Origin of the sequence: Leptospira terpstrae serovar Hualin str. LT 11-33 = ATCC 700639, from assembly GCF_000332495.1 — a bacterium.
Classification (GTDB): Bacteria; Spirochaetota; Leptospiria; order Leptospirales; family Leptospiraceae; genus Leptospira_A; species Leptospira_A terpstrae.
In genome coordinates this window covers 281,309-301,034 of record NZ_AOGW02000009.1, presented here as the reverse complement: position 1 = coordinate 301,034, position 19,726 = coordinate 281,309, and the positions used below count along the sequence as shown (strand labels likewise).

27 protein-coding genes are annotated in these 19,726 nt (G+C 38.3%); 5 read left to right on the top strand and 22 right to left on the bottom strand.

Translation table 11 applies throughout. The features are described 5' to 3' along the window. Nucleotide 1: 1 nt before the first annotated feature. The 17 genes from LEP1GSC203_RS08080 to LEP1GSC203_RS08005 form a co-directional block, all read right to left on the bottom strand. Nucleotides 2-664, bottom strand: coding sequence for a hypothetical protein (locus LEP1GSC203_RS08080; protein WP_002973492.1), 663 nt, complete (start codon nucleotides 662-664; stop codon nucleotides 2-4). Further along, nucleotides 664-1,116, bottom strand: a complete 453-nt coding sequence (locus tag LEP1GSC203_RS08075; RefSeq protein ID WP_002973415.1) for a hypothetical protein — start codon at nucleotides 1,114-1,116, stop codon at nucleotides 664-666. The genes LEP1GSC203_RS08080 and LEP1GSC203_RS08075 overlap by 1 nt, the downstream gene beginning before the upstream one ends. A gap of 70 nt (nucleotides 1,117-1,186) precedes the next feature. Next, nucleotides 1,187-1,876: a hypothetical protein gene (locus LEP1GSC203_RS08070; RefSeq protein WP_002973433.1), complete on the bottom strand. Its 690-nt coding sequence runs from the start codon at nucleotides 1,874-1,876 to the stop codon at nucleotides 1,187-1,189. Nucleotides 1,877-1,910: 34 nt separating this feature from the next. Continuing rightward, complete coding sequence (locus tag LEP1GSC203_RS08065) at nucleotides 1,911-2,450, bottom strand: hypothetical protein (RefSeq protein WP_002973358.1); 540 nt, start codon at nucleotides 2,448-2,450, stop codon at nucleotides 1,911-1,913. A gap of 1 nt (nucleotide 2,451) precedes the next feature. After that, nucleotides 2,452-2,658 (bottom strand): hypothetical protein, encoded by a 207-nt coding sequence (locus LEP1GSC203_RS08060; protein WP_002973319.1) that lies wholly within the window; start codon nucleotides 2,656-2,658, stop codon nucleotides 2,452-2,454. 18 nt (nucleotides 2,659-2,676) lie between these two features. Further along, nucleotides 2,677-3,774: a hypothetical protein gene (locus LEP1GSC203_RS19430; RefSeq protein WP_002973378.1), complete on the bottom strand. Its 1,098-nt coding sequence runs from the start codon at nucleotides 3,772-3,774 to the stop codon at nucleotides 2,677-2,679. 120 nt (nucleotides 3,775-3,894) lie between these two features. Next, entirely contained in the window at nucleotides 3,895-4,437 is a 543-nt protein-coding gene (locus tag LEP1GSC203_RS08050; protein ID WP_002973422.1) for a hypothetical protein, read from the bottom strand. Between the two features lie 34 nt (nucleotides 4,438-4,471). Further along, entirely contained in the window at nucleotides 4,472-4,639 is a 168-nt protein-coding gene (locus LEP1GSC203_RS19765) for a hypothetical protein (protein ID WP_002973365.1), read from the bottom strand. Then, the gene (locus LEP1GSC203_RS08045; RefSeq protein WP_002973344.1) at nucleotides 4,636-4,956 is read right to left on the bottom strand and encodes a hypothetical protein; all 321 of its coding nucleotides are present in this window, start codon (nucleotides 4,954-4,956) and stop codon (nucleotides 4,636-4,638) included. Before LEP1GSC203_RS08045 ends, LEP1GSC203_RS19765 begins: the two co-directional genes overlap by 4 nt. After that, complete coding sequence (locus tag LEP1GSC203_RS08040) at nucleotides 4,953-5,186, bottom strand: hypothetical protein (protein ID WP_002973336.1); 234 nt, start codon at nucleotides 5,184-5,186, stop codon at nucleotides 4,953-4,955. Before LEP1GSC203_RS08040 ends, LEP1GSC203_RS08045 begins: the two co-directional genes overlap by 4 nt. After that, entirely contained in the window at nucleotides 5,164-5,664 is a 501-nt protein-coding gene (locus LEP1GSC203_RS08035) for a hypothetical protein (protein ID WP_002973318.1), read from the bottom strand. The genes LEP1GSC203_RS08040 and LEP1GSC203_RS08035 overlap by 23 nt, the downstream gene beginning before the upstream one ends. Further along, nucleotides 5,661-6,098, bottom strand: a complete 438-nt coding sequence (locus tag LEP1GSC203_RS08030) for a protein kinase family protein (RefSeq protein ID WP_002973247.1) — start codon at nucleotides 6,096-6,098, stop codon at nucleotides 5,661-5,663. The genes LEP1GSC203_RS08035 and LEP1GSC203_RS08030 overlap by 4 nt, the downstream gene beginning before the upstream one ends. Next, a complete protein-coding gene (locus LEP1GSC203_RS19760) occupies nucleotides 6,095-6,271 on the bottom strand; it encodes a hypothetical protein (RefSeq protein WP_002973428.1) in 177 nt (58 codons plus the stop codon). The genes LEP1GSC203_RS08030 and LEP1GSC203_RS19760 overlap by 4 nt, the downstream gene beginning before the upstream one ends. Nucleotides 6,272-6,467: 196 nt before the next feature. Continuing rightward, nucleotides 6,468-6,794, bottom strand: a complete 327-nt coding sequence (locus LEP1GSC203_RS08025) for a hypothetical protein (RefSeq protein ID WP_002973329.1) — start codon at nucleotides 6,792-6,794, stop codon at nucleotides 6,468-6,470. Continuing rightward, nucleotides 6,791-8,308: a VapE domain-containing protein gene (locus LEP1GSC203_RS08020; protein ID WP_002973261.1), complete on the bottom strand. Its 1,518-nt coding sequence runs from the start codon at nucleotides 8,306-8,308 to the stop codon at nucleotides 6,791-6,793. The genes LEP1GSC203_RS08025 and LEP1GSC203_RS08020 overlap by 4 nt, the downstream gene beginning before the upstream one ends. 171 nt (nucleotides 8,309-8,479) lie before the next feature. Then, complete coding sequence (locus tag LEP1GSC203_RS08010) at nucleotides 8,480-9,319, bottom strand: tyrosine-type recombinase/integrase (RefSeq protein WP_002973448.1); 840 nt, start codon at nucleotides 9,317-9,319, stop codon at nucleotides 8,480-8,482. Nucleotides 9,320-9,539: 220 nt separating this feature from the next. After that, nucleotides 9,540-10,706: an acyl-CoA dehydrogenase family protein gene (locus tag LEP1GSC203_RS08005; protein WP_002973371.1), complete on the bottom strand. Its 1,167-nt coding sequence runs from the start codon at nucleotides 10,704-10,706 to the stop codon at nucleotides 9,540-9,542. Between the two features lie 58 nt (nucleotides 10,707-10,764). Here LEP1GSC203_RS08005 and LEP1GSC203_RS08000 point away from each other — a divergent pair, with 58 nt between their 5' ends. The 3 genes from LEP1GSC203_RS08000 to LEP1GSC203_RS20140 all read left to right on the top strand — a co-directional run bounded on the left by LEP1GSC203_RS08000 (nucleotide 10,765) and on the right by LEP1GSC203_RS20140 (nucleotide 12,938). Then, on the top strand, nucleotides 10,765-11,838 hold the full coding sequence (locus LEP1GSC203_RS08000; protein WP_002973535.1) for an alpha/beta hydrolase: 1,074 nt from the start codon (nucleotides 10,765-10,767) through the stop codon (nucleotides 11,836-11,838). A gap of 51 nt (nucleotides 11,839-11,889) precedes the next feature. Next, complete coding sequence (locus LEP1GSC203_RS07995; protein ID WP_002973543.1) at nucleotides 11,890-12,594, top strand: SDR family NAD(P)-dependent oxidoreductase; 705 nt, start codon at nucleotides 11,890-11,892, stop codon at nucleotides 12,592-12,594. Between the two features lie 212 nt (nucleotides 12,595-12,806). After that, on the top strand, nucleotides 12,807-12,938 hold the full coding sequence (locus LEP1GSC203_RS20140; protein ID WP_084764929.1) for a CPBP family glutamic-type intramembrane protease: 132 nt from the start codon (nucleotides 12,807-12,809) through the stop codon (nucleotides 12,936-12,938). Between the two features lie 69 nt (nucleotides 12,939-13,007). Here LEP1GSC203_RS20140 and LEP1GSC203_RS07990 read toward each other — a convergent pair whose 3' ends face one another. Next, a complete protein-coding gene (locus LEP1GSC203_RS07990; RefSeq protein WP_002973282.1) occupies nucleotides 13,008-13,523 on the bottom strand; it encodes an SRPBCC family protein in 516 nt (171 codons plus the stop codon). Further along, nucleotides 13,520-13,864 (bottom strand): ArsR/SmtB family transcription factor, encoded by a 345-nt coding sequence (locus LEP1GSC203_RS07985; protein ID WP_002973368.1) that lies wholly within the window; start codon nucleotides 13,862-13,864, stop codon nucleotides 13,520-13,522. The genes LEP1GSC203_RS07990 and LEP1GSC203_RS07985 overlap by 4 nt, the downstream gene beginning before the upstream one ends. Nucleotides 13,865-14,081: 217 nt before the next feature. Between LEP1GSC203_RS07985 and LEP1GSC203_RS07980 the strand changes: the two genes are divergently transcribed. Further along, nucleotides 14,082-14,447 (top strand): DUF4180 domain-containing protein, encoded by a 366-nt coding sequence (locus LEP1GSC203_RS07980; RefSeq protein WP_002973222.1) that lies wholly within the window; start codon nucleotides 14,082-14,084, stop codon nucleotides 14,445-14,447. A gap of 21 nt (nucleotides 14,448-14,468) precedes the next feature. On the opposite strand, the gene LEP1GSC203_RS07975 is transcribed toward LEP1GSC203_RS07980, so the two are convergent. From LEP1GSC203_RS07975 to LEP1GSC203_RS07965, 3 genes are all read right to left on the bottom strand, one after another. After that, nucleotides 14,469-15,563 (bottom strand): GAF domain-containing protein, encoded by a 1,095-nt coding sequence (locus tag LEP1GSC203_RS07975; protein WP_002973449.1) that lies wholly within the window; start codon nucleotides 15,561-15,563, stop codon nucleotides 14,469-14,471. A 122-nt stretch (nucleotides 15,564-15,685) separates the two neighbouring features. Beyond that, a complete protein-coding gene (locus LEP1GSC203_RS07970) occupies nucleotides 15,686-16,591 on the bottom strand; it encodes an aldo/keto reductase (RefSeq protein ID WP_002973205.1) in 906 nt (301 codons plus the stop codon). Beyond that, the gene (locus tag LEP1GSC203_RS07965) at nucleotides 16,588-17,751 is read right to left on the bottom strand and encodes an LLM class flavin-dependent oxidoreductase (protein ID WP_002973466.1); all 1,164 of its coding nucleotides are present in this window, start codon (nucleotides 17,749-17,751) and stop codon (nucleotides 16,588-16,590) included. Before LEP1GSC203_RS07965 ends, LEP1GSC203_RS07970 begins: the two co-directional genes overlap by 4 nt. Nucleotides 17,752-17,843: 92 nt before the next feature. Here LEP1GSC203_RS07965 and LEP1GSC203_RS07960 point away from each other — a divergent pair, with 92 nt between their 5' ends. Then, complete coding sequence (locus tag LEP1GSC203_RS07960; RefSeq protein WP_039937527.1) at nucleotides 17,844-19,715, top strand: SLC5 family protein; 1,872 nt, start codon at nucleotides 17,844-17,846, stop codon at nucleotides 19,713-19,715. Nucleotides 19,716-19,726 lie beyond the last annotated feature (11 nt).

Below are 19,726 nucleotides of genomic sequence, written 5' to 3'. Positions count from 1 at the left end.
TTTATTCCTCCTCATCTTCATCAGAGAGGGAAACGATTGAAAAATTGATACGACCACTCATTGCGACCCTTGTTCTTTGGCACTTTGCAGTATAAGGAAAGAAATATAGAAAACTCTTTCCATTTGGGTTTTTGATCGGAATATCTCCGGGGACAGGATAAGGAGTTCCATTTAAAAGAAAGGTATCTACTAAAGTGTTACCGATTAAAAGTTTTGAAGCAGAAGCAAAATCATATTGAGGGTTTGAGAAATTCTCTTCATCGATATAATCTTCATATTCTAAAATGTCCTCATAACAAACAATCGTTGGCATTCTAGAAATTTTATCAGCAACACTTAATTCTGGAAATGGAGAGTTTGCTGGGATATTGTTTTCAGGAGCAAAGATTCCCGATCCATAATCAACTAACTTTGTAAAACCGTCATTTAGAACTTCTTCTAAATTATCGGCTAACACAATGGCAAGAGTCACCGGGTTCGAAAGTGCCTGAGTTGATCTAAAAAAATAACTCTGAACAAGTGCGTTTCGTATCACCAATTTCTTTTCTTTTTCAATATCGATTTTTCCAATACTGAAAGTCTCCGTATAAATCGGCGGAGGTAATTCCGAAGAAGCTCGATAGTCTTGCGTAAATGAAAATGGATGGGAAATTCGACGTTCCATTATTTTTTCTGAACCACTTCCTTCGAGTCGTCCAATTCTTCCATAAGAAGTGCTATCATTACGCTTCTTTCCGGAACAGGAATAGCCCAAGTCTTTAAGTGAATTTCGATTGCAAGATTTTTTGTAATTAAAATTCCATCACCAGGAAATGGGAATATTTGAAATGCAGGAGTAGAAAAGTTTGGTGAAATCTTTGAACCCAAAACAGCTAGGGCAAGGTCTCCAGAAATCGGAGGATTGTTTTTTGTTTTAGAAGTTTTGAATTCTATACAAACGTCATCAATTTCACCTTTGTATCTTAATATAACACCAATAACTCTTCCATCTTTGTTCGTGTTGTTTTCGATAGTCATAGCCTTTGTATAGCTATCTCCATTCACGGGACTGACTGTTTTATTCATCCCGGCTAACACTGTATAGTCATTGCCTTTGTAATTTACTTTAGTATTCATTTTTTCGCTTACCGTTGCAAAGACCGGCTCTTCACCGGTCTTTAAATTGAATTAGTTTCTTTAGAAACGTTTATTTTGGGAATTCCACACCGAGTGCAGTAACAACCAAAAGGTGGTTATTCAATGCTGCATCAACACCACCACTTTGAGATGGTAGCCATGCTTCAAAAACAAAGGAATCGTTGTTTGAAAAATCCACTGGAAGATAAAGTACTCTTAAACCAGAGTTTCTTTCTTCGATGTTTCCTGTTTGAGTTTCTACTGCACTTACAGCAACCAGACCGTTTTCAATTCCAGTTCCAACCTTGGAAGGCTTCAAAATTCTAGGAAGAGGGTCAATGATCGATTTGAAAGATCCTTCACGAAGAACTGTTTTGTTCTTTGTGATTCTGAATCGAATCATATTGATTAGTTTGTTTGCCGCATCTAAAACATTGTAGGTTCCGTCACCTGCAAGGTTTAACGCTGCAAAGTCAGGCCCATGTAACTCTACTTGAAACCCTACGAGTTTCCCTTTTTGAGACTCGATAGGGTTTTTACCACCAAGACCATAGTGAGCTAGATGGCCATAGTTTGCCCGGTCTTCATTACCAGCAAAGAAACCAAATGATTTATCACCAGTGGCCAATTTAGCAGTTGAATGAAGCTCAATTGGGATTCCTCCCTTTTGCATAAGAAGAGAAATTTCAGATTGAACTGTCTTTCTCGCATTTGAATTTTTATTAACACGTGCTTGTGTCGGTTGTTGTTGTGTTTGCATTTTTCGCTTACCTATTTTCGCTTTTTGAAATCATTTACACGAGGTCGAAGACCGATTCAGCACCGGAGACTTCTTCTTCTTCCTCGAATTCATCGTTACCAAACTCATAAACTGGTTCTGACTCACCAACTTCCGAACTTTCGCTTGGAGCAAGATATTGAATCTTTCCTTCGTTGAATGCTTGTTGAATTCTTCGATCAACTTCCGCATTGATTTGGTTTTCTGCCTCTTCTCCAGATACTTCGATGTATTCATCGGTTTCACCGGCTAACGCACTTACAACACCAGCAGGAAGGGCATTTTGAACCGTTGGAATTCTAGTTGCCAAATGAAGCGTAGCGGATGCAGATCCAGCAACGATACCGACTCGGACTAGTTTGTCCTTAATCTTGTCTTGGAATTTGATTGCTCCCACTGTTATACCAGCGGACACAATTACAGCTCCGGTTTCTGGAGATTCTTTCATGATTTGTTTGGAATACTCCATCGTAGAAAGAAATCGGTTCAAAGCATAACCAACAAAAGCAGCTCCTCCAAGTTTGGCTCCTGACATGACGTTTTGTTTAAAACTCATATTAAGCCGCCTTAACTTTGTTCACTGCACTTCGAATTTGGTTGATAAGTGCTTTCTTCTTTTTTAAAGGCTCTGTTTTTGCCTTCACTTTCGCTTCCCAAGCCTTCACTCGTTCAGCATAACGCTTCCAAACTTCTATAGAAGCCGATGCCTTTGGAGCCTTCGGCTTCTTTGGAAGACTTCTTTTTTTTCGTTTTGTTCCAAACATTTTCGCTTACCTACTTACTTATTTTTTAAATAAAAATAATGCACCAACAGCAACACCAACTAACAAGATGGTGTTTTTACTATCACTATCAACCTTATGGGTAATTTCAGAATCTAAGATCCCTCGTGAAGTTGAACTACCGCTTGCATAAGCAGCACTTGAAGTGGGCTTTGCTATTTTAATACTTGCCGCTTTTGTGGGAGTGGCCTTTTTAATTTTCACTGGCTTGTTAGTTTGAGAGAGAGCTTTAAGAATTGCATCCGTAGCTTTTTGCTTTGATGCTTTTTTGGCGGCTCCCTTTGCAGCTTGCTTTTGTTGAATGGTCGAAGCTGCACTCATCGCCATTGGAATAAATTGTGCAAATCCAAGTTCGCCACTCATTTCTTCTTCCTCTTCTTCATAATATTGCTCACTTTCTTCTTCTGAATATTCTTCCGATGGAATTTCCTCTTCGTATTCTTCCTCGACTTCTTCTTCTTCCTCTGGTTCCTCTTCAGGCATTCCAGAGTCAGGACTAAGGAGGCTTCCTGCTCCTTCAGCAACTTGTGACAAAATATCTCCTGCACCTTTCGCAAGTGAAGAGACACCTTTTCCGATTCCTTTACCGATGTCAGAGATTGATTTAGTATATGCTTGTCCGGCTTTGGATAGTCCCTTGCCGACGCTGCTAACACCTTTAGAGATTCCTTTACCGACTTTGCTAAATCCTTTAGTTAAGCCGCTTGTTTTGATTTTGGGAGCTTTGAATTTTACTTTAGGAAGTTTGCCGAGTTTCATTTTCGGCATTTTTGGAAGACTAAAACCTTTGAAACCTTTGAAGCTAAATCCTTCTAAGGTTTCATATTCATGTACGTTTCCTTCATCGTCTCCAAAGACAAGGACAGCGTCTCCGTTTTCATCTTCGAAACCATAGACAAGATATCCTGTATCTTCATCCTCACCTAAGAGAAGATATTCTTCTCCATCGTCTCCAGAAAGGAAGACAGGTTCGTTTGAAAACAAAGGTGAATCAATTTCCTCTCCATGAAGAATTGAATCATAACTTACTAAAATATTTTTGACCGATTGAGGGGGAGCTTCGTCCCCCTCTAATCGAATTGATTCTACTTGTGACATTTTCGCTTAACAGAATCACTTTATAAAATGAAAAACTGTAAACAGGAAAAAGATTAAAACCTTAACAAGTATTAAACTAATACAACCTAATACTAATTAATGATATATATTTAAAGTGAATCAATGTTTTTTAACTGGATGGTTTTCCTCATAAAAAACCCTTTTGAACTGTGGAATGTATAAAGTTTTACCAAAATTGTTCCAAGGATAGGTACAATCATAAGGAGACCATTGACTTTCCAAATTGGTTTCGTCTTTGAATTCAACGTAGATATGTTTGGGAACTGCATATCGTCCAGTGACAGCCAATCTTGTTTTGAATTTTGTTCCTTTTAAATTGTTTTGAAGGAGAAAGAAACTAAGCGACAAGATGGATCTATCATCACAATCAAAAGGATGGTCTGTATTAGCACGTTCCAATAGAATCTTTGGTCTGCTTACGTGTTCCTTTCTATAAGGATCTTTTACGTACCGAATTGACTTAATGTATTCGTAAAACTCACGAATAGATAAATCCTCCAATGGTATGCCGTTGGCTTTGAATAGGAGTAGGTCTTTCCAATACAAACGAGCAAGATCAAAACAATCTGCTACCGTCTGTTTGTAAGTTAAAAGTGGTTGTCTAGTTCGAGTGTATTCCCCGACTTTTTCGATTTTTCGCATAATCGATATTTCGGGGTGTAAGGGTGAGTTTAAGTCAAGAGGCTTTTTTTGTTTTTTTCCTTACCGCTTTCCCGTCTGGATGTTTTGCCTTAGATAAATCAAAAGTATCCTTGTTCTTTTCAACATCGGAAAGGATCTTTTTTATCTTTTTGTCCTCGGCTTTCGTCGGGGTTACAATGTTAAATGCAACTTTTGTTTTCATAAATCTTCCCTGGATCGGATAGCGTCCGTTTCATCTTTGCTTAGCTTATACTCCCAAGCAGTAATGACAAAAAAATGTTTTTGTTTCTTTGTCATTTTTTGATTTCTAAAAATCACTTTTAAGGAGCGATTGGAAGTCATTCCCACAGCCTCAAAGCTACCATCTTTTCTTTTTATCGCCAAGTATTTTTCTAGTGAAAAAAACTCATAAAGTTCCAAGTCAGTAACTCCGTGGTCTGCTACGTGGGTATTTCCAAGATCGACATCGTAGTAAATGTCGAGAATAAATTCCTCTTTATACAAACGAATCACATTCATTGAAAGAGAACCTGGTCTTCCATCGCTTTTTTTAAAGCAATATCCTTTTGCTTTTTGAGTTTTGATTTTTTGTCTCTTATGTAGTTGAGGTTATCGATTGCGGTTTCTAGATCACCTTCCAGCACTTGAATTTCTAAATCAATCTTCTCTATTTCCCTTTTCCAAATTGGTACAAGATTTTTTGAGTCCATATATGCCGACTTAGGATCAACCGCTTTTAGAGCTACCATCTTGGGCTTCTCCTTTAGCTTCAATAGGCTTCCCATTAGCGTTTGAAACAGAATCCGTGCCTTCTGATTCCTTGGGAAGTAATGATGCCCCATTAGAAATAGATCCAGTGCGTAGGTCATCTCCAGAAATATTTCCTTTTGGCTCTTTTGCGTTATTTCCTTCATTGTTTAGATTCTCCCTAACTGCTTCGTGCATTGAAAGTCCAAGAGTAGGATTATAACCTCTTAACTTCATTTCCTCTTTAAAAGATTCTTCGTCGATGATTGCATCGACATCTAAAACAATCGTAAGACCAAAAGTGTGACACCATTCCAACCAAACCATAGTTTGGAGAATACGGATTGCATCCCATTGACTGATAGGATCTTCGTTTGGTTCCTTTGCGTTCTGTAAGGCTATTAAGAAGGAATCCAAATTTGAATTCAATCTGACTCCTTTCTTTGAAAATTCCTTTGCTAGTTTTGTGTAATCTTTCATCTTATTACCTCCGATGAATCTCCTTTATTCTTTGAATAAATGCTTCCTCTGGTGACGAATTCACCGTTCATTCTTAGCGTCCTTTGGCACTGTTCGAAACTTCCTCTTTCAACAACATGATCGTGAATGAAAGCTTCAAATTGTTCTTCACCATCGATAAATTGATTTAACTTTTCTAAACGAACGGGTGGTCTCATTTCGTTCTCCATTGATTTTATTTTCTCTGTGTTGAGTTCTGATAGAATTACAGAGAGTGTTTTTATTTCTTTTAAATGTATGTACTTATCATGTTTTAGCTGACCCAAAATTTTAGTTCGAAGATTTTCATTTTTAGGATTGGAACGAGAAAGCTCGAACTCAGATTTTACTAAGTTTATATGTTCTAATCGAGATTTCAATATTTGAATTCTGGCTTCAATTGGTCTCAACTTCATACTCTCTTCACCCAGTAATCCAATATATCGATGACAACCATTGTAATAAAAAGAAAGAAGATCCAAACATATAGATCCCAACCCTTAACCTCACCAAAGATAAGATTAAAAAAAATAAAGGTGAGAGCCAAAGAAGGGATAGGTAATAATAAAATTTTCGTTCCTGTTTTCATTGATCCAATTCCGAATTTTAAGATTTTAGTAAAGAACCATAAAGGCCAAATGTTAGAAGTTTATTACATGCTTCATTGAAATGATCTTCGCAAAGTAAACGTCCTTGGTATTCATGCACAGCGAAGCTGTCACAGAACTTGCAAAAGTCCGGCATATTGATTTTTTGAACTAGGTTTGTGTGTAGATCACGGCTTTTCATCGAAGACCAAGACCTTCGGCAAAGAATTCTTGAAACATATCATCAAAATTTTTCTTATCAGATTCATGGTTTGAAAGAATGTTGGTTTCGATATGAGATAGTATAGAAACCAATAAATCTTTAGAGTGATCGGCAAGAAAAAGGTGATCTCTGATGTCTTTGCCACGAAAGTATATTTGAAGTTCGAAACTAAAATTCTGATCTTCTTTGGCGGCTCTTATTCTATTAATGAGATCTACTTGACCTTCTGAAATACTTAACTTGTTCTTTAAATTCCACAATTCATCAACTTGCTTAAATTGCTGTTTGATACTACGTTTCATTTTTTATTTTTCCTCTGCCGTTTTTTTAAAAATAGTGTCTCTAGTGTCTTAGTGTCTTCGGTCTTTTTTACCAAATATACTCTGTGGTTTTTATCGAGTTTGGCTCGCACGAAGTTCATTTTTACTAAACCTCTACCAATCCAGGTAGTGCTCATTTTAAAGGTTGGATGTTTCTCGCTGATATAAAGATATATATCTGTCGCACTTAGCTTTAAATGGTTTTTGTTTTTTTCATCGTATTCAATTTCCTGCAAGGGACGAAAGTATTTAAGAATAATCTCGTATTCATTATTTGAATAGTTATATTGGATGTTATTTTCATCGACTTGCCGTTGTTCGGTGACATTCCAATGTAACTGATTCCAGCGCATTTTTTTGTATTGATGAAATACTTGCGCCCAGAATTTTTCGATTGGAATCTTTTGAAACTTATCTATCTGAATTGGTTCGGCTAACGAGAAAATGATAAAACGGCGATTACCTGTATCATCAACAAGGAACTCCACCTTATTGCAAGCACCAATGAAATTTGATATTCGAGTAAAATGCTCTTGGTTTCGTCCATACGCCTTACGTTCTAAAGATCCTCGTCGTGAGAGAAATTCTCGGAGTTCTGCGGCATCACGCTTATTTGTAACTCTATCAATTTCGTCGAGAAACCAGATCCAGATTTTAGAGGCAGAGACCACTAGATCAGTTGCCGTTAATTTTTCGGGAATTCTTGAATTATAATAAGGTTTTAACTGCTTGGGTATCAAACCGTGAACGAATGTTGATTTATACCAACCCTGTGGCGATTGTATGATAATACAATGCTCTTGATGAAACTCATTTTCACTAAATAGAGAGTAAACGGCTCTTACACACCATTTTTCTAAATAATTTCTAAAATCGAGTTCATTCGATACTTTAATACATGAGCACACTTTCCCTATCCAGTCCGTCTTCTTATCCCACGGTTCTAGTGAACTTAAATAATCCTTAATTGGGTGGAAGCTTGGAATAAAATTTGAATTCAAAATAGATATTAACATATCTTTGGAAATATATTTATATTCCTTGAGCCTTCGTAAGTTGACATATAAGTCAGAGAAATCTCGATCAGACCACGTCTGATAATTTTTAGTACCTTTAGGCTTATGCTCAAGATTTTGAGAAACTAGATTGTAACGAATGTCAGTGTTTTCCTTAATATAGGTTTCTAATTTATGGACTTCGCCATCATAATCGATCTTATCTGATTTTTTAACTGGTTTTGTTGTATCGATTTTTTCCAATACAATAAGTTCAACTTTTCTTTTTCCTACTGAGTTTGCTACTGCAAGATCAAGAAGCTCAAAGTATTTATTTTCTATGTGTCGTTTGGCTGACATAGCTCCGGTGCCATCGAGTCCAAATATGATTTTTGATTCAGTCATCTTGATTAAAGACATCTCTCTGAAAAATCTATTGTAGTAAACGGCGGGGACTGTTTTTTGAAGTTCTTTTTGTATTTGGTTATCTAGCTCAGACATAGTGAAATACTTTCGCTTCCTTTAAATCAATTTTCATTTTTTTAAACTCGTCCGACAAACAGTCCTTACACATATCGTATTGATACAATTCAACATTCGAAGCCCCGCATTTTTTGCAGGATTTAGGATCTTCATTTTCTTTCTTTTTAGGTTCATCTTTTTCTATATTTATCATGCGCAAATTTTGTCTAAACGTCTTGTTATAGCCGAACGATCTAAGGAAGAGTGAAGATAAGTTCTCGCAATCACTTCAGCGGTGTTTCCTGCAAACTCGGCAACGGCTCCTATGTCGTTTCCTTCTCGGATCATATCTGTTATGAAAGTGTGTCGAAAGAGGTGGGGGTAAATATCTCGTCCTAGATATTTCTTTCCAATAGCAGAAACGATCTTCCAAATTGCGTGAGGTTTGTACTGATCTTTGTTTACAGTTTCGAATAGGAAAACGTAACCACAAAAGGTCTGTCTGATTTGGTGAAAGAGGGAAATTGGAATAACAATATTCCGTTTCTTTTCACCCTTTCCTAATAATTTAATTTCAATTAGGTTGTTATCTAAAGGACGACAATCCTTTAGTTTGATACTTACTAAATCCCCGGCTCTGACTCCTGTTGTCCAAAGAAAAAGAGAGATAGACTTTTGACGTGCAGTTCCAAACTTATTGATCCTTTGAATTTCTGTTAGAGTAATTAAGTCAGATTCACTAACTCTAGTTCTGGGAACTTTAATTGGAAAAACTTCGTTTAGCTGTTTTCTGAAACCGTCAATTGCAAAACCTAACTCGGTTCCAACGGTTGCCTTTTTCATTGCTCGAAAAACAGAGTTTTTGTCGTCTCTAAGGGTGGCGGATTTTATTCCTAAATTTTTACGTTCTTGTAAAAAATTTAAGAACCTTCTAGGTGTCACCGTCTCACCTTTGTTCCATGTAAGGAATTTAGTTACACGGTATTGGTCGCGTGTAGTGAGAAGTGGTAAACTATCAGATATTATGTGAGGTTCGATTGATCTTATCATTTATTTTTTGGGGATAAGATCGGAAGAAGATTAGGAGATTCTAAATTTGATATTTTACGGGGAATGGCCTCTAATGAGACATCATTCGGTCAATGCCTGGCGGGTGGTCACACCCCACCCAATTCAGGGCGGGGATACCTACATCCAACCTGTACCACCCGAACAAAAAAAGCCCCCATCTCTGGAGGCTCCCTTTCGACCGAATTTCGGTTCGAAACTCTTAGTCTTTTTTAGATGCTGCTTCTTTAATTACGTAAGCTGCAATTTCATTTTTTTGGATTTGAGTGGTTCCTTCAAAGATAGTGAGGATTTTAGAATCTCTCATTAACTTCTCAACTGGATACTCTTTCGTGTATCCGTATCCACCAAAAATTTGCACTGCATCAGTAGCACACTGAACTGCACATTCAGATGCGTATGCTTTTGCAATTGCAGAATATTTTGGAAGGTTAGGATCGTTTGCATCAGAAAGACGAGCTGCTTTGTAAGTGATTTCTCTTGCAGTTTCTACTTTGATAGACATATCAGCTAACATGTGTTGCACTGCTTGGAAAGTTCCGATTTTCACTCCGAACTGCTCTCTTTCACGTGCGTAACGTGCTGCATGGTCAAGAGCGGCTTGTGCCACACCTACACCCATAACGGCTACGAATGGACGAGAAGCATTCAAAGTTTGAAGAGCGTAAACGAAACCTAGGTTTTCTTTTCCGACCAGAGCATCTTCACCCACTTCACAATCTTCAAAAATCACTTGGTGAGTAGAAGAAGCACGGATTCCGAGTTTGTCTTCTTTTTTACCAACAGTCAGACCTTTGGCACTACGTGGAACGTAGAAACAAGATACACCACGTGTTCCGCGGTTTTTATCAGTATAAGCAAATACAGTAAAGGCTTGTGCATCAGATGCACCAGTGATCCATTGTTTTGCTCCGTTGATGATCCATTTGTCGCCTTTTTTCTCAGCGCGAGTGGTCATACCAGGAACGTCAGAACCTGCACCAGGTTCAGACAAACAAAAAGAAACTCCGAACTTTCCGTCCGCAATTTCTGGAAGCCATTTTAATTTTTGTTCGTGAGTGGCACCTTTTAGAATGGGAAGAATTCCAAGACCAGTGTAAGCAAATCCTAGAGCGATCCCTAGGCATCCCCTTGAAAGTTCTTCGATCGCTAAACACTGTTCAATCGCGCCGAGTCCCCATCCACCGTATTCTTCCGGAATGACAAGACCGTTAATTCCTAGTTCCGAACGCATTTTATTGATGAGTTCTGTTGGGTGTTGGTTCTTCTCATCCCAGTGCAATGCTACTTCATGTGGGATTTCTTTTTTTACGAAGTTACGAACTAAATCTCTGATTTCAAGTTGTTGCTCTGTGAATTGGCTATACATTCCGGGATGTTCCTTCTGAGAATGGGTATTTACTACCTTTTTTCGTACGACCCTTCCTATGCCAATGTTTTTTCTCTCTTTACAAGAAAGCAAAAACACTGTAATATTTTCCATTTGTATGGCTAAATCGTGTTCTTTATTCCACAACCTCAGGCAGCTGTCTGCTGTCTTCCTCATCACTGTTTCCTTTGTCCTTGTTTCTTGCAGTGGGCGACCAAAGTACGAACCCAAAGCAAACTTAAGTTATGCGAACTTTGAAGTTTATTTCCAAGAGAAGTTACAAGAAAGCAAAAGAAAGAACCACAGACCAGGTAACGAAGAACGTTATATTAGTTTTGGTAAAAAAACTCCTCTCGCTTTTTTATACATCCATGGATATGGAGCTTCTCGTGCCGAAGGGGAAGAAGTGATGGAAAAGTTGGCAAAAAAATTTAAAGCCAATACTTACTTACTTCGTCTTCCAGGTCATGGAACCAACAAAGAAGACCAAAGAGACCAAACCTTTGCCAATTATTTAGATGCTTCTCGTGAAGCTTTGTATATGATGCAATCCCAAGGAGATAGAGTGGTGGTGTTTGGAAGTTCCATGGGAGGTCTCCTTGCGACTTGGCTTGCTTCGGAATACCCAGAAGAAGTAGATGGACTTGTACTGGCGAATCCCTTCTACGCTCCAGTAGATGGAAGTTTGAATATTTTAAACTATCCTGGGGGACTTACCTTCATCCATTTGCTGAAAGGAAAAGTGAGAGCCTCAGCACACAATAACAATCCTAAGGTGTTACCCGAAAGAAATAACTTTTGGTATCCAGAACAATACTTCTCCGCACTCGTAGGTGTGAATGATTTAAAAAACTATGCAGCAGTTCCTGAAGTATTTCGAAAAGTGACTTCTCCCGCATTACTTTTGTACTACTATAAATCTGAGAAAGAACAAGACCCAACGGCCAGTGTTCCTAAAATGTTAGAAGGATATACAAATTTTGGTTTGGAAAAATCACCAAGTCCTCTCAACAAAAAAGTAGCAGTGGAAAATGGAATGCATGTTCTCATGTCTAAGTGGGTCATCACAGACAAAGCCTTTATCGAAGCGCAAACCGAAAAATGGCTCACGGAACTGGCAAAGTCTAAGTAAAACCAGTCTATAAAGAAAGGTAAAAAAACTTACCGAAGGAGATTTGAATCCATGAAAGCAACCAAGGAACGCATTGCCCTTGTTACAGGGGCCAACCGAGGGATTGGGAAACAAGTCTCCATAGATCTTGCCAAACAAGGAATTTATGTGCTTGTTGGTGCCAGAAATCCAGGAGAAGCTGCTGACACCTTGGCGGCGGTCCAGGCGGTAGGGAAAGGGGAAATCCTTTCCCTTGATGTATCTAAGGAACAAAGCATTAGCGAAGCTCTAGACACAATCACCGGGAGTTTTGGTAAATTAGACATCCTCGTCAACAATGCGGGGATCTTTGCCGATCCTGGATCTTTTTTTGATACCACCAGTGAAGACTTACATAGAACCTTACTCGTAAATTTGTACGGCCCACTTCGTTTGATTCAAACATTTTTACCATTGATGATCCAAAACAATTTTGGACGGATTGTGAACGTAAGTTCTGGGATGGGACAATTGTCTGATATGGGGGGTGGTTATCCTGCTTACCGTATTTCCAAAACTGCCATCAATGCACTCACCAATGTTTCCAGTGTAGAAGCTGTGGGAAAGAATATCAAAATCAATTCTGTTTGTCCCGGTTGGGTAAAAACCGATATGGGGGGAGCCAGTGCGACAAGACCCGTGGAAAAAGGGGCAGAAACCATCGTTTGGGCGGCAACGTTACCTGACAGTGGTCCTACAGGAAAATTCTTTCGGGATAAAAAAGAGATTAGCTGGTAGGTGGTGAGTCCGAAGAAATCAACAAGCGGACGTTAGCTGCCTTAAGCCAAAACATCTATCTAGAACTGCCTTGGCTCTTACAAAAAACCTATGAAAGAAGAAGTCAAATCAACAGTATTTTTTAGTTTTTTTATCTTTTGGACTTTTTGTTTTTTGAATGGATTTTTTAATCCATCGTTATCTGCAAATAAAGTACTGTTCTATTTTGTGGAATTGTTAATTTAATTGATACATTTTTATATGGCCTTACATTTTCATTTTTTTTCAATAAATATAAGAATGTATGGCCACTGATTATTGCTCATATCCTCACCGATGTAATCGCTTTTTATCCGAATTACTGAATGGAAAAATTTAGTATGTCAGTTTGCCTTATTCGTTATGTGACTAAGACAAAACCTTTTCCCTTTTTTCTAAACAACCTCAATTAGTAATTTATCCAGCTCCAAATAACATTCCGCCATTCCATCAGCCGCACCACTTTCCACCATCATCTTACAAACTTCGGCGGAAGCGTATCGACAGAGATGTGTCATCAGTGTTCGTTTGCCTTCTGTCGTAAAAGTGCGAGACTCGAATGTTGCATTAGGATCTTCTGGAGCATTCGGATTGAAGTCCGACATTTCCATAATGTAATTCTCTGTATTGGCTAGTGTTTCAGGTACAACCACTTCACGAAACGTTCCGTAAACACCGGATTTATTTCCCTTTTGGTCTGCATAGAGATACAAGTATTTGCCACCTACTTTTAAATCTTGTTCGCAAGTATCAAGCACCATACCTTCAGGTCCAATGAGCCATCTTTTCATGAACTCAGGTTTGGTGTGGCAATCAAAAACCAATTCCCTTGGCGCATCGAAGTATCTTGTAAACACAACTTCTCTTTCACCTCGACGTTCTAACTTCACTTCATTTTTGTTTGTATTCATTTTTTCCTATTTCCCTTTGTTTGTATTGTTTGTAATTCGGCAAGTAATCCATCTAACACCTGATATCTTTTTTCCCACATCTGGCGGTATTTTTCGATCCAGTCGATTGCGGTTTTTAACGGTGCTGTTTCCAACCGTCGGGGCCTCTCTTGCGCACGGATGGTCGTAGAAACAAGGCCTGCTTCTTCCAAAACTTTCAGGTGTTTGGATATAGCGGGTTGACTCATTCGAAACGGTTTGGCAAGTTCCATGACCGTTAAATCACCTTTCGCAAGGCGCATAAGAATGGCCCTTCGAGTGGGGTCGGCAAGGGCAGAGAATGTTGCATCAAGAGTTTGCATAACTAATTGGTTATATAATCATTTAGTTATCTAAATACTAAAAGTCAAATCTTTTTTTAGAGAAGAAAAGAAAGAAATTAAATATGCCGATAGTTTTTTTGGATTTTCCTTAGAATTGATCGTAGGATTCTCTTAAAAATTAGATCTCCAAACTGTCTAAGGATCGATGGGAACTGGGATAAGCTACCCAGTTCCCAATAACACTGGAAAATAACCAATGAAAGTTCGCAAAATAAATCAAAACAATATTGAAATCGCAATGATTGATTCAGAAGAAATTCTGATTAAAGATGGTTCGTCTGCCCTAGACTTCTTTGCTACTGTCCAATACGATTCAGGATGTGACCGTTTCGTTTTAAAACAGTCTCATTTTACTGGGGACTTTTTTGATTTAAAATCGAAAATAGCAGGGGAAGTTTTACAAAAGATTGTGAACTACCGGATGAAACTGGCAATCGTAGGAGATTTTTCTATTTATTCAAGCAAAAGTTTAAATGATTTTATCTACGAAATGAACACAGGGAAAGATGTTTTTTTTGTTAAAACTGAGAAGGAAGCAACTGACCACCTAAGCAATGTCTAATCAACATTCAATAAGACTGTTTTACTCGGTCGGCAGTGAATCCTTCTCCAAAAATACTATTTTAGACAACAAATCAATGTTATGTTTTTCGATCGTGTTGGCTAGGCCAATCCCCATCAATTCAAACACACGTTGGAACAATTCTATAGATTCAATCTTTTGATTCTTTATTCCGTAAAACCCTAAAATACCAATGGTTTGGTTATGGACTTTTAGAGGAAACTCCATAAGGCAAGAGATCTCTGCTTCTAGTAAGTGCTCTCTAACTTCCACACTAGAAGAAGAAATTTCATTTCGAATGATCGCCGAATTGTGGGAATGTGAGAGTGAAAATTTAGATTCTTCTTTAGAAAATCTTTGTCCCTCATAAATTCCATGTACATATCCTTCGACCAAACTGTATTCCCAGTCATCGCCGATTTTAGAAGTAATCAAACCCAAGGGCAAACCAAAAAGTTTTGTACCCGTTTGTAAATAATTTCGGCAAGTTGTTGTTAGGTCAGAAGACTTTGCGGAAAGTAGACGAAACAATTCCGCTAATGAATGTTTCACAAAAGAAGCAGTATTTAAAGTTTCAGAGATCAATTGTTCATTTTTATATCGAATTAGTTCTTGGCTCAATTGGTCGGCAATGACATCGATCAGTTTTAAGTTTTTAAATTTATGTTTAAACTTAGCTTCGACCACCATTCCGATCACTCCGATTACAGTCCCAATATCGGAACGAATGGGATAACCCAAATACATAGCGGAGGTTTTGTCAGAAAGTGTTTTCGCCAAGGGGATAAAAAAAGATTCGTCACCTGCCAAATTCAATTCAAAAATCATATTGGAATCGACAACATGATAACAAGGAACGGAATATTTTGGTACAATAGGTGCGATTTGAAATTCAGAGTGGCTATGCAGCGCCAACAAACGGAAGTTTTGTGATTCTGGTAGGTATTCAAAAATCCATGTGGAAATGATTTCTGGAATGCGTGCAATGGTTTTTACGGTTTGTTCCCAGACCACTTCCGACGACCTTTCCGAACCAAAAGAATGTAAGTCATCCGCTAGATCAAAAGAAAGAGAAATTCCAGAAAAATAATCGTTAGGAGCCAATTCTGAAAGCATAACAACCACCTCTCTTGTCCATTCGACAAGGAAGTTCAAGAGAGGCCAGAAACTTAATCCGTTATATAAGATTTTTATTCAATATAACGACCAATATCTTCTCCGATTGGTCAATCGAATGATTATGCTACTTCCATACCCCGAGCCGCTTCCAAAATGGAAAACCATTCCATGCGACTCAGAGGATAGGAAAAACTACCAGCCGCTGACTGAATTCGCTTTATATCATTTGTTCCCAAAATGGGAACAAGTCCTGAGGGATGATTCAAAAACCAAGAATATAAAACTTGGTCTACCCCAGAGCTTTTTAACTTAGCGATTTCCTGAAGTTTCGAAAAGGTTGCCAGTTCTCTTTCTGATTTAGGAGTAAAGATTCTTCCCCCTGCTGTAGGAGACCATACCATCGGATGGAAATTGGATTCCAAGGCTTGGTCAAATGTTCCATTAAACAAAGGTTCGGTGTAGAAAGGATGAAACTCAACTTGGTTTGTGAAAAGGGGTTTCTTATAAACAGATTGTAACATTTGGAACTGGGAAGTTGTGAAATTGGAAACACCAAAATGGAGTACCTTTCCTTCTTTGATGAGAACTTCAAAAATTCCGGCCAATTCATACGGATCCATCAGGGGATCTGGTCTATGGATGAGTACCACATCCAACTTGTCAACTTGCAGTTTACGTAAGGATCGTTCTACTGAGTAACGAATGTGTTCTTTAGATGTATTGTAATGTTTGGTGGGAAACTTGGGTCCTGGAATTTGAATTCCACACTTAGAAATGATTTTGATTTTTGATTTTAAGGTCGGAATTTTGCCTAAGGTTTTGCCAAATAGTTCTTCATTCTCAAAACCTCCATAAATATCAGCATGATCAAAGGTATCAATTCCCAAACTGAGACAAACTTCTATTTTTTCAAGAATCCTTTCTGGCGAAGTACCTTCTTTATCTTCATGCAATCGCCAAATTCCATATACCAATCTAGAAATAGAAAAATTATTTTTGGTAAATTCAATTTGTGGAACTTTCATTTTCTTTCCCCAGTTGTCAGTGGTGTCACAGGAATTCCTTTTGGTTTTCTACCTTGCGCTTCTGCAAAGTTAATGGTGTTTAATTTTGGGAGAACTGTTTTTGCAAAAATCTTTGATTCCTCAAGTAAGGGATAACCGGAAAAAATAAATGCGCGAATTCCCATTTGAATGTATCTCTGGATTTTTTCATATACTTGTTCTGGAGTACCTACGATTGCCGAACCACAACCGGAACGTGCAAGGCCTATCCCAGACCAAACCATTGGTTCAATAAATAAATCAGAATCTGCAGACCTACGTAACTCATCTTGACGCAAAACTCCAGCAGAATTAGAATCCAAAGCTCTGTGTTTTATATCGTTTGCTTTTTCTATATCAACTTTAGATAACAGACGTTTCGCGGCTTCCCGTGCTTCTTCTTCTGTTTCTCTCACAATCAAATGAATCCGAAGTCCAAAATCAATTGTCCTTCCAAAGGTGGCTGCCCGAAGGCTCAAGTCCTTCATAGTATCTGCAAGTCTCTCTTCTGTTTCGGGCCACATCAAAAACACATCACAAAACTCTGCACAAAGAGCACGCGCATCAGGAGATATTCCACCGAAGTACAATAGGGGTCCTCCATTCTGTTGGTAAGACTTCACTGGATCAGTGGGAAGATCCAACTGATAGTGTTTTCCTTGAAAGTGAATTCGATCTTCCGTCCAACCTTGTTTTAGAATTTGAATCACCTCTTTGGAAATTTCATATCTTGTTTTGGAATCTCTTTGGGTTCCTGGTAAGTCAGAGGAGATGATATTGATATTTAATCTTCCCTTTAACATATGATCCAAAGTGGAAAGAGTTCGAGCAAGCATAGGAGGATGGATTTCGCCGCAACGAATCGCGGTGAGGAGAGAAATTTGTTTTGTCAATTGGGAAGCGGCGGCGGCAAAAGTTAAGGTATCCTGTCCTGTTTGGTAAGAGGAAGGAAGGAGGATGTTTTGGTAACCTAACTCATCCGCCAAACGGATGATATCCGAACAATGCTCGAAACTAGAACGTAAGGACCCATCGGGAACTCCTAAGTATTCATAGTCTCCGTTACAAAGGTCACAAAACCAGGCAACTTCGACAGCGGGGTTTTCAGAGCGAATGATGGGTGCTTGGGGAATTGGCTTCATATTTTTTTCAAGTAATGGATGATAGAGGTTTTCCAGGCAAGAGTGAATTATTAGAAATCTATCGCTTGCCATAATTTCAGAAAATATCTAATATGGCGAATCAATTATCTGTTATGATAGCAAGTATCGACATCCTATTTTTTGTCTGTACCTTCCTCTTGGTCCTTGGCGTGGGGATGTATGCGGGAAGAAAGGAATCTTCCTCTTCTGACTATTTTCTTGGGGGCAGGAGTCTTCCTTGGTGGGGAATTGCCGGTTCCCTATTTGGAACCAATATTTCCGCAAACCATCTGGTCGGAATGCTTGGCATTGGATTTTCCGTCGGGTTTGCCCAAAGCCATTATGAATTTGGATCCATACCAGCTATCGTTCTTTTGGCTTTTGTTTTCCTCCCTCTCTTTCGTCGTAAAAAGTTTTATACCTTATCTCAATTTCTGCAGGGAAAATTTGGAGCCACGGCAGGTAGAATTTATTCTGGAATCTCACTCATCCTCATTACAATCCAACTCACAGGAGCGCTCTACATTGGGGCACGAAGTTTTCTTCCTTTTCTGAAAGATGCTGGTATCAACATCACCTACACAGAAGTTGTGATTTGGATTGCCTTCACTTCAACCATCTATACGTGGTTTGGTGGTCTTAAATCCGTTGTATATACTGATGTGATCCAAACAGTTCTCATTTTAGCTTCCGGAATACTACTTGCTTACCTTTCCATCACGAGACCAGAAGTCGGTGGAATTTTTGAACTTTTAGCAAAAGAAGAAAGCCGTGTAGATGGATTGAGTAAAATGAATTTGTATTTACCTCCGAACCATCCGACACTTCCTTGGACCGGGGCACTCAGTGGACTTTTTTTATTACATATTTTTTATTGGAATACAAATCAATATGTCGTACAGCGAACATTAGGTGGAAAATCACTTAGAGAGGCACGGTTTGGAATTTTAGTGGGTGGATTACTCAAACTTACAGTTCCATTTTTTTCTATCCTAACGGGTGTGGCTGCATTTCAAATTTGGACCGCACTGGGAGCAGCCACAGAGATTGCTCCTGACGAAGCATTTTCAAAATTAGTAGTCCTTGTGGTTCCTCTTGGTTATGGGCTTATTGGAGTGATTCTTGCCGGATTACTTGGTGCCATTTTTTCGAGTATCGATTCGATGTTACATTCGGCAGCCACTCTTTTTACTATCGATTTTTATAAACCATTCAAAGTTAGAATGAATCAAAAACTTTCTGATAGAGATGAAATGAATTCCGGAAGGATTTTCCTAATCATATTTTCTTGTTTGGTGACAATTCTTGCGATTCTTTTTGTAGATCCCAATTCAAAGAAAAACTTCTTTATCGAACTTTCAAACCAAAGTTCTCATTTTACCCCTGCCCTACTTGTGGTATTTTTATTTGGAATTTTGAATATAAAAATTGATAGTAGGATGATTTGTATTACCATCCTTCTTACTCCAGTATTTTCTTTTCTTTTGCCTTCTTTGTATTCCTATGTATCACCTACCTTCATAAAACAAATATTTGGTGATGACCTCAACTTTTTGCACCGTGTTTTTTTCAGTTTCCATTTTGCTATTGTCATTTTGAGTTTTGCTGCATACATTCAATATCGCAACACGAAAGGACCAGTGGACGCCAATACACAGAAAACGGGAACATTCAATGGAAAATTGCTACTTTTCTATTTCCGCAGCATCGTAAAACCAAGTGTCAGGAATTGGATTTTATTTCTTTTTATATTTTTGGGGCTGGTCACTACTAGAATCAAAATTCCTGAAATCAAAATCTATGTATCGATTGCGGGTTTTCTAATGTTTTTGATTTTTTCTTTTTTCATTACCATTCGGAAAAGAATGCCAAAACAAAACTTAGCAACATTATTTCGCAAACGAGACGAGTGGTTGTATGGAATCCTGCTAGGAACCACTTTTTTCTTTTACCTTTGGTTCTAACCAGATATCAA

Bases quoted from the DNA above. Each gene is read 5' to 3' on its own strand.
- LEP1GSC203_RS08040 (WP_002973336.1), bottom strand. From the start codon at position 5,186: ATGGTAGCTCTAAAAGCGGTTGATCCTAAGTCGGCATATATGGACTCA.
- LEP1GSC203_RS08070 (WP_002973433.1), bottom strand. From the start codon at position 1,876: ATGCAAACACAACAACAACCGACACAAGCACGTGTTAATAAAAATTCA.
- LEP1GSC203_RS07985 (WP_002973368.1), bottom strand. From the start codon at position 13,864: ATGCAAACTCTTGATGCAACATTCTCTGCCCTTGCCGACCCCACTCGA.
- LEP1GSC203_RS08045 (WP_002973344.1), bottom strand. From the start codon at position 4,956: ATGAATGTGATTCGTTTGTATAAAGAGGAATTTATTCTCGACATTTAC.
- LEP1GSC203_RS19765 (WP_002973365.1), bottom strand. From the start codon at position 4,639: ATGAAAACAAAAGTTGCATTTAACATTGTAACCCCGACGAAAGCCGAG.
- LEP1GSC203_RS08060 (WP_002973319.1), bottom strand. From the start codon at position 2,658: ATGTTTGGAACAAAACGAAAAAAAAGAAGTCTTCCAAAGAAGCCGAAG.
- LEP1GSC203_RS08065 (WP_002973358.1), bottom strand. From the start codon at position 2,450: ATGAGTTTTAAACAAAACGTCATGTCAGGAGCCAAACTTGGAGGAGCT.
- LEP1GSC203_RS08010 (WP_002973448.1), bottom strand. From the start codon at position 9,319: ATGATAAGATCAATCGAACCTCACATAATATCTGATAGTTTACCACTT.
- LEP1GSC203_RS08075 (WP_002973415.1), bottom strand. From the start codon at position 1,116: ATGAATACTAAAGTAAATTACAAAGGCAATGACTATACAGTGTTAGCC.
- LEP1GSC203_RS07970 (WP_002973205.1), bottom strand. From the start codon at position 16,591: ATGAAAGTTCCACAAATTGAATTTACCAAAAATAATTTTTCTATTTCT.
- LEP1GSC203_RS07990 (WP_002973282.1), bottom strand. From the start codon at position 13,523: ATGAATACAAACAAAAATGAAGTGAAGTTAGAACGTCGAGGTGAAAGA.
- LEP1GSC203_RS07965 (WP_002973466.1), bottom strand. From the start codon at position 17,751: ATGAAGCCAATTCCCCAAGCACCCATCATTCGCTCTGAAAACCCCGCT.
- LEP1GSC203_RS08000 (WP_002973535.1), top strand. From the start codon at position 10,765: ATGCCAATGTTTTTTCTCTCTTTACAAGAAAGCAAAAACACTGTAATA.
- LEP1GSC203_RS08030 (WP_002973247.1), bottom strand. From the start codon at position 6,098: ATGAAGTTGAGACCAATTGAAGCCAGAATTCAAATATTGAAATCTCGA.
- LEP1GSC203_RS07980 (WP_002973222.1), top strand. From the start codon at position 14,082: ATGAAAGTTCGCAAAATAAATCAAAACAATATTGAAATCGCAATGATT.
- LEP1GSC203_RS08035 (WP_002973318.1), bottom strand. From the start codon at position 5,664: ATGAAAGATTACACAAAACTAGCAAAGGAATTTTCAAAGAAAGGAGTC.
- LEP1GSC203_RS07995 (WP_002973543.1), top strand. From the start codon at position 11,890: ATGAAAGCAACCAAGGAACGCATTGCCCTTGTTACAGGGGCCAACCGA.
- LEP1GSC203_RS08050 (WP_002973422.1), bottom strand. From the start codon at position 4,437: ATGCGAAAAATCGAAAAAGTCGGGGAATACACTCGAACTAGACAACCA.
- LEP1GSC203_RS08025 (WP_002973329.1), bottom strand. From the start codon at position 6,794: ATGAAACGTAGTATCAAACAGCAATTTAAGCAAGTTGATGAATTGTGG.
- LEP1GSC203_RS19760 (WP_002973428.1), bottom strand. From the start codon at position 6,271: ATGAAAACAGGAACGAAAATTTTATTATTACCTATCCCTTCTTTGGCT.
- LEP1GSC203_RS07960 (WP_039937527.1), top strand. From the start codon at position 17,844: ATGGCGAATCAATTATCTGTTATGATAGCAAGTATCGACATCCTATTT.
- LEP1GSC203_RS07975 (WP_002973449.1), bottom strand. From the start codon at position 15,563: ATGCTTTCAGAATTGGCTCCTAACGATTATTTTTCTGGAATTTCTCTT.
- LEP1GSC203_RS08020 (WP_002973261.1), bottom strand. From the start codon at position 8,308: ATGTCTGAGCTAGATAACCAAATACAAAAAGAACTTCAAAAAACAGTC.
- LEP1GSC203_RS19430 (WP_002973378.1), bottom strand. From the start codon at position 3,774: ATGTCACAAGTAGAATCAATTCGATTAGAGGGGGACGAAGCTCCCCCT.
- LEP1GSC203_RS08005 (WP_002973371.1), bottom strand. From the start codon at position 10,706: ATGTATAGCCAATTCACAGAGCAACAACTTGAAATCAGAGATTTAGTT.
- LEP1GSC203_RS08080 (WP_002973492.1), bottom strand. From the start codon at position 664: ATGGAACGTCGAATTTCCCATCCATTTTCATTTACGCAAGACTATCGA.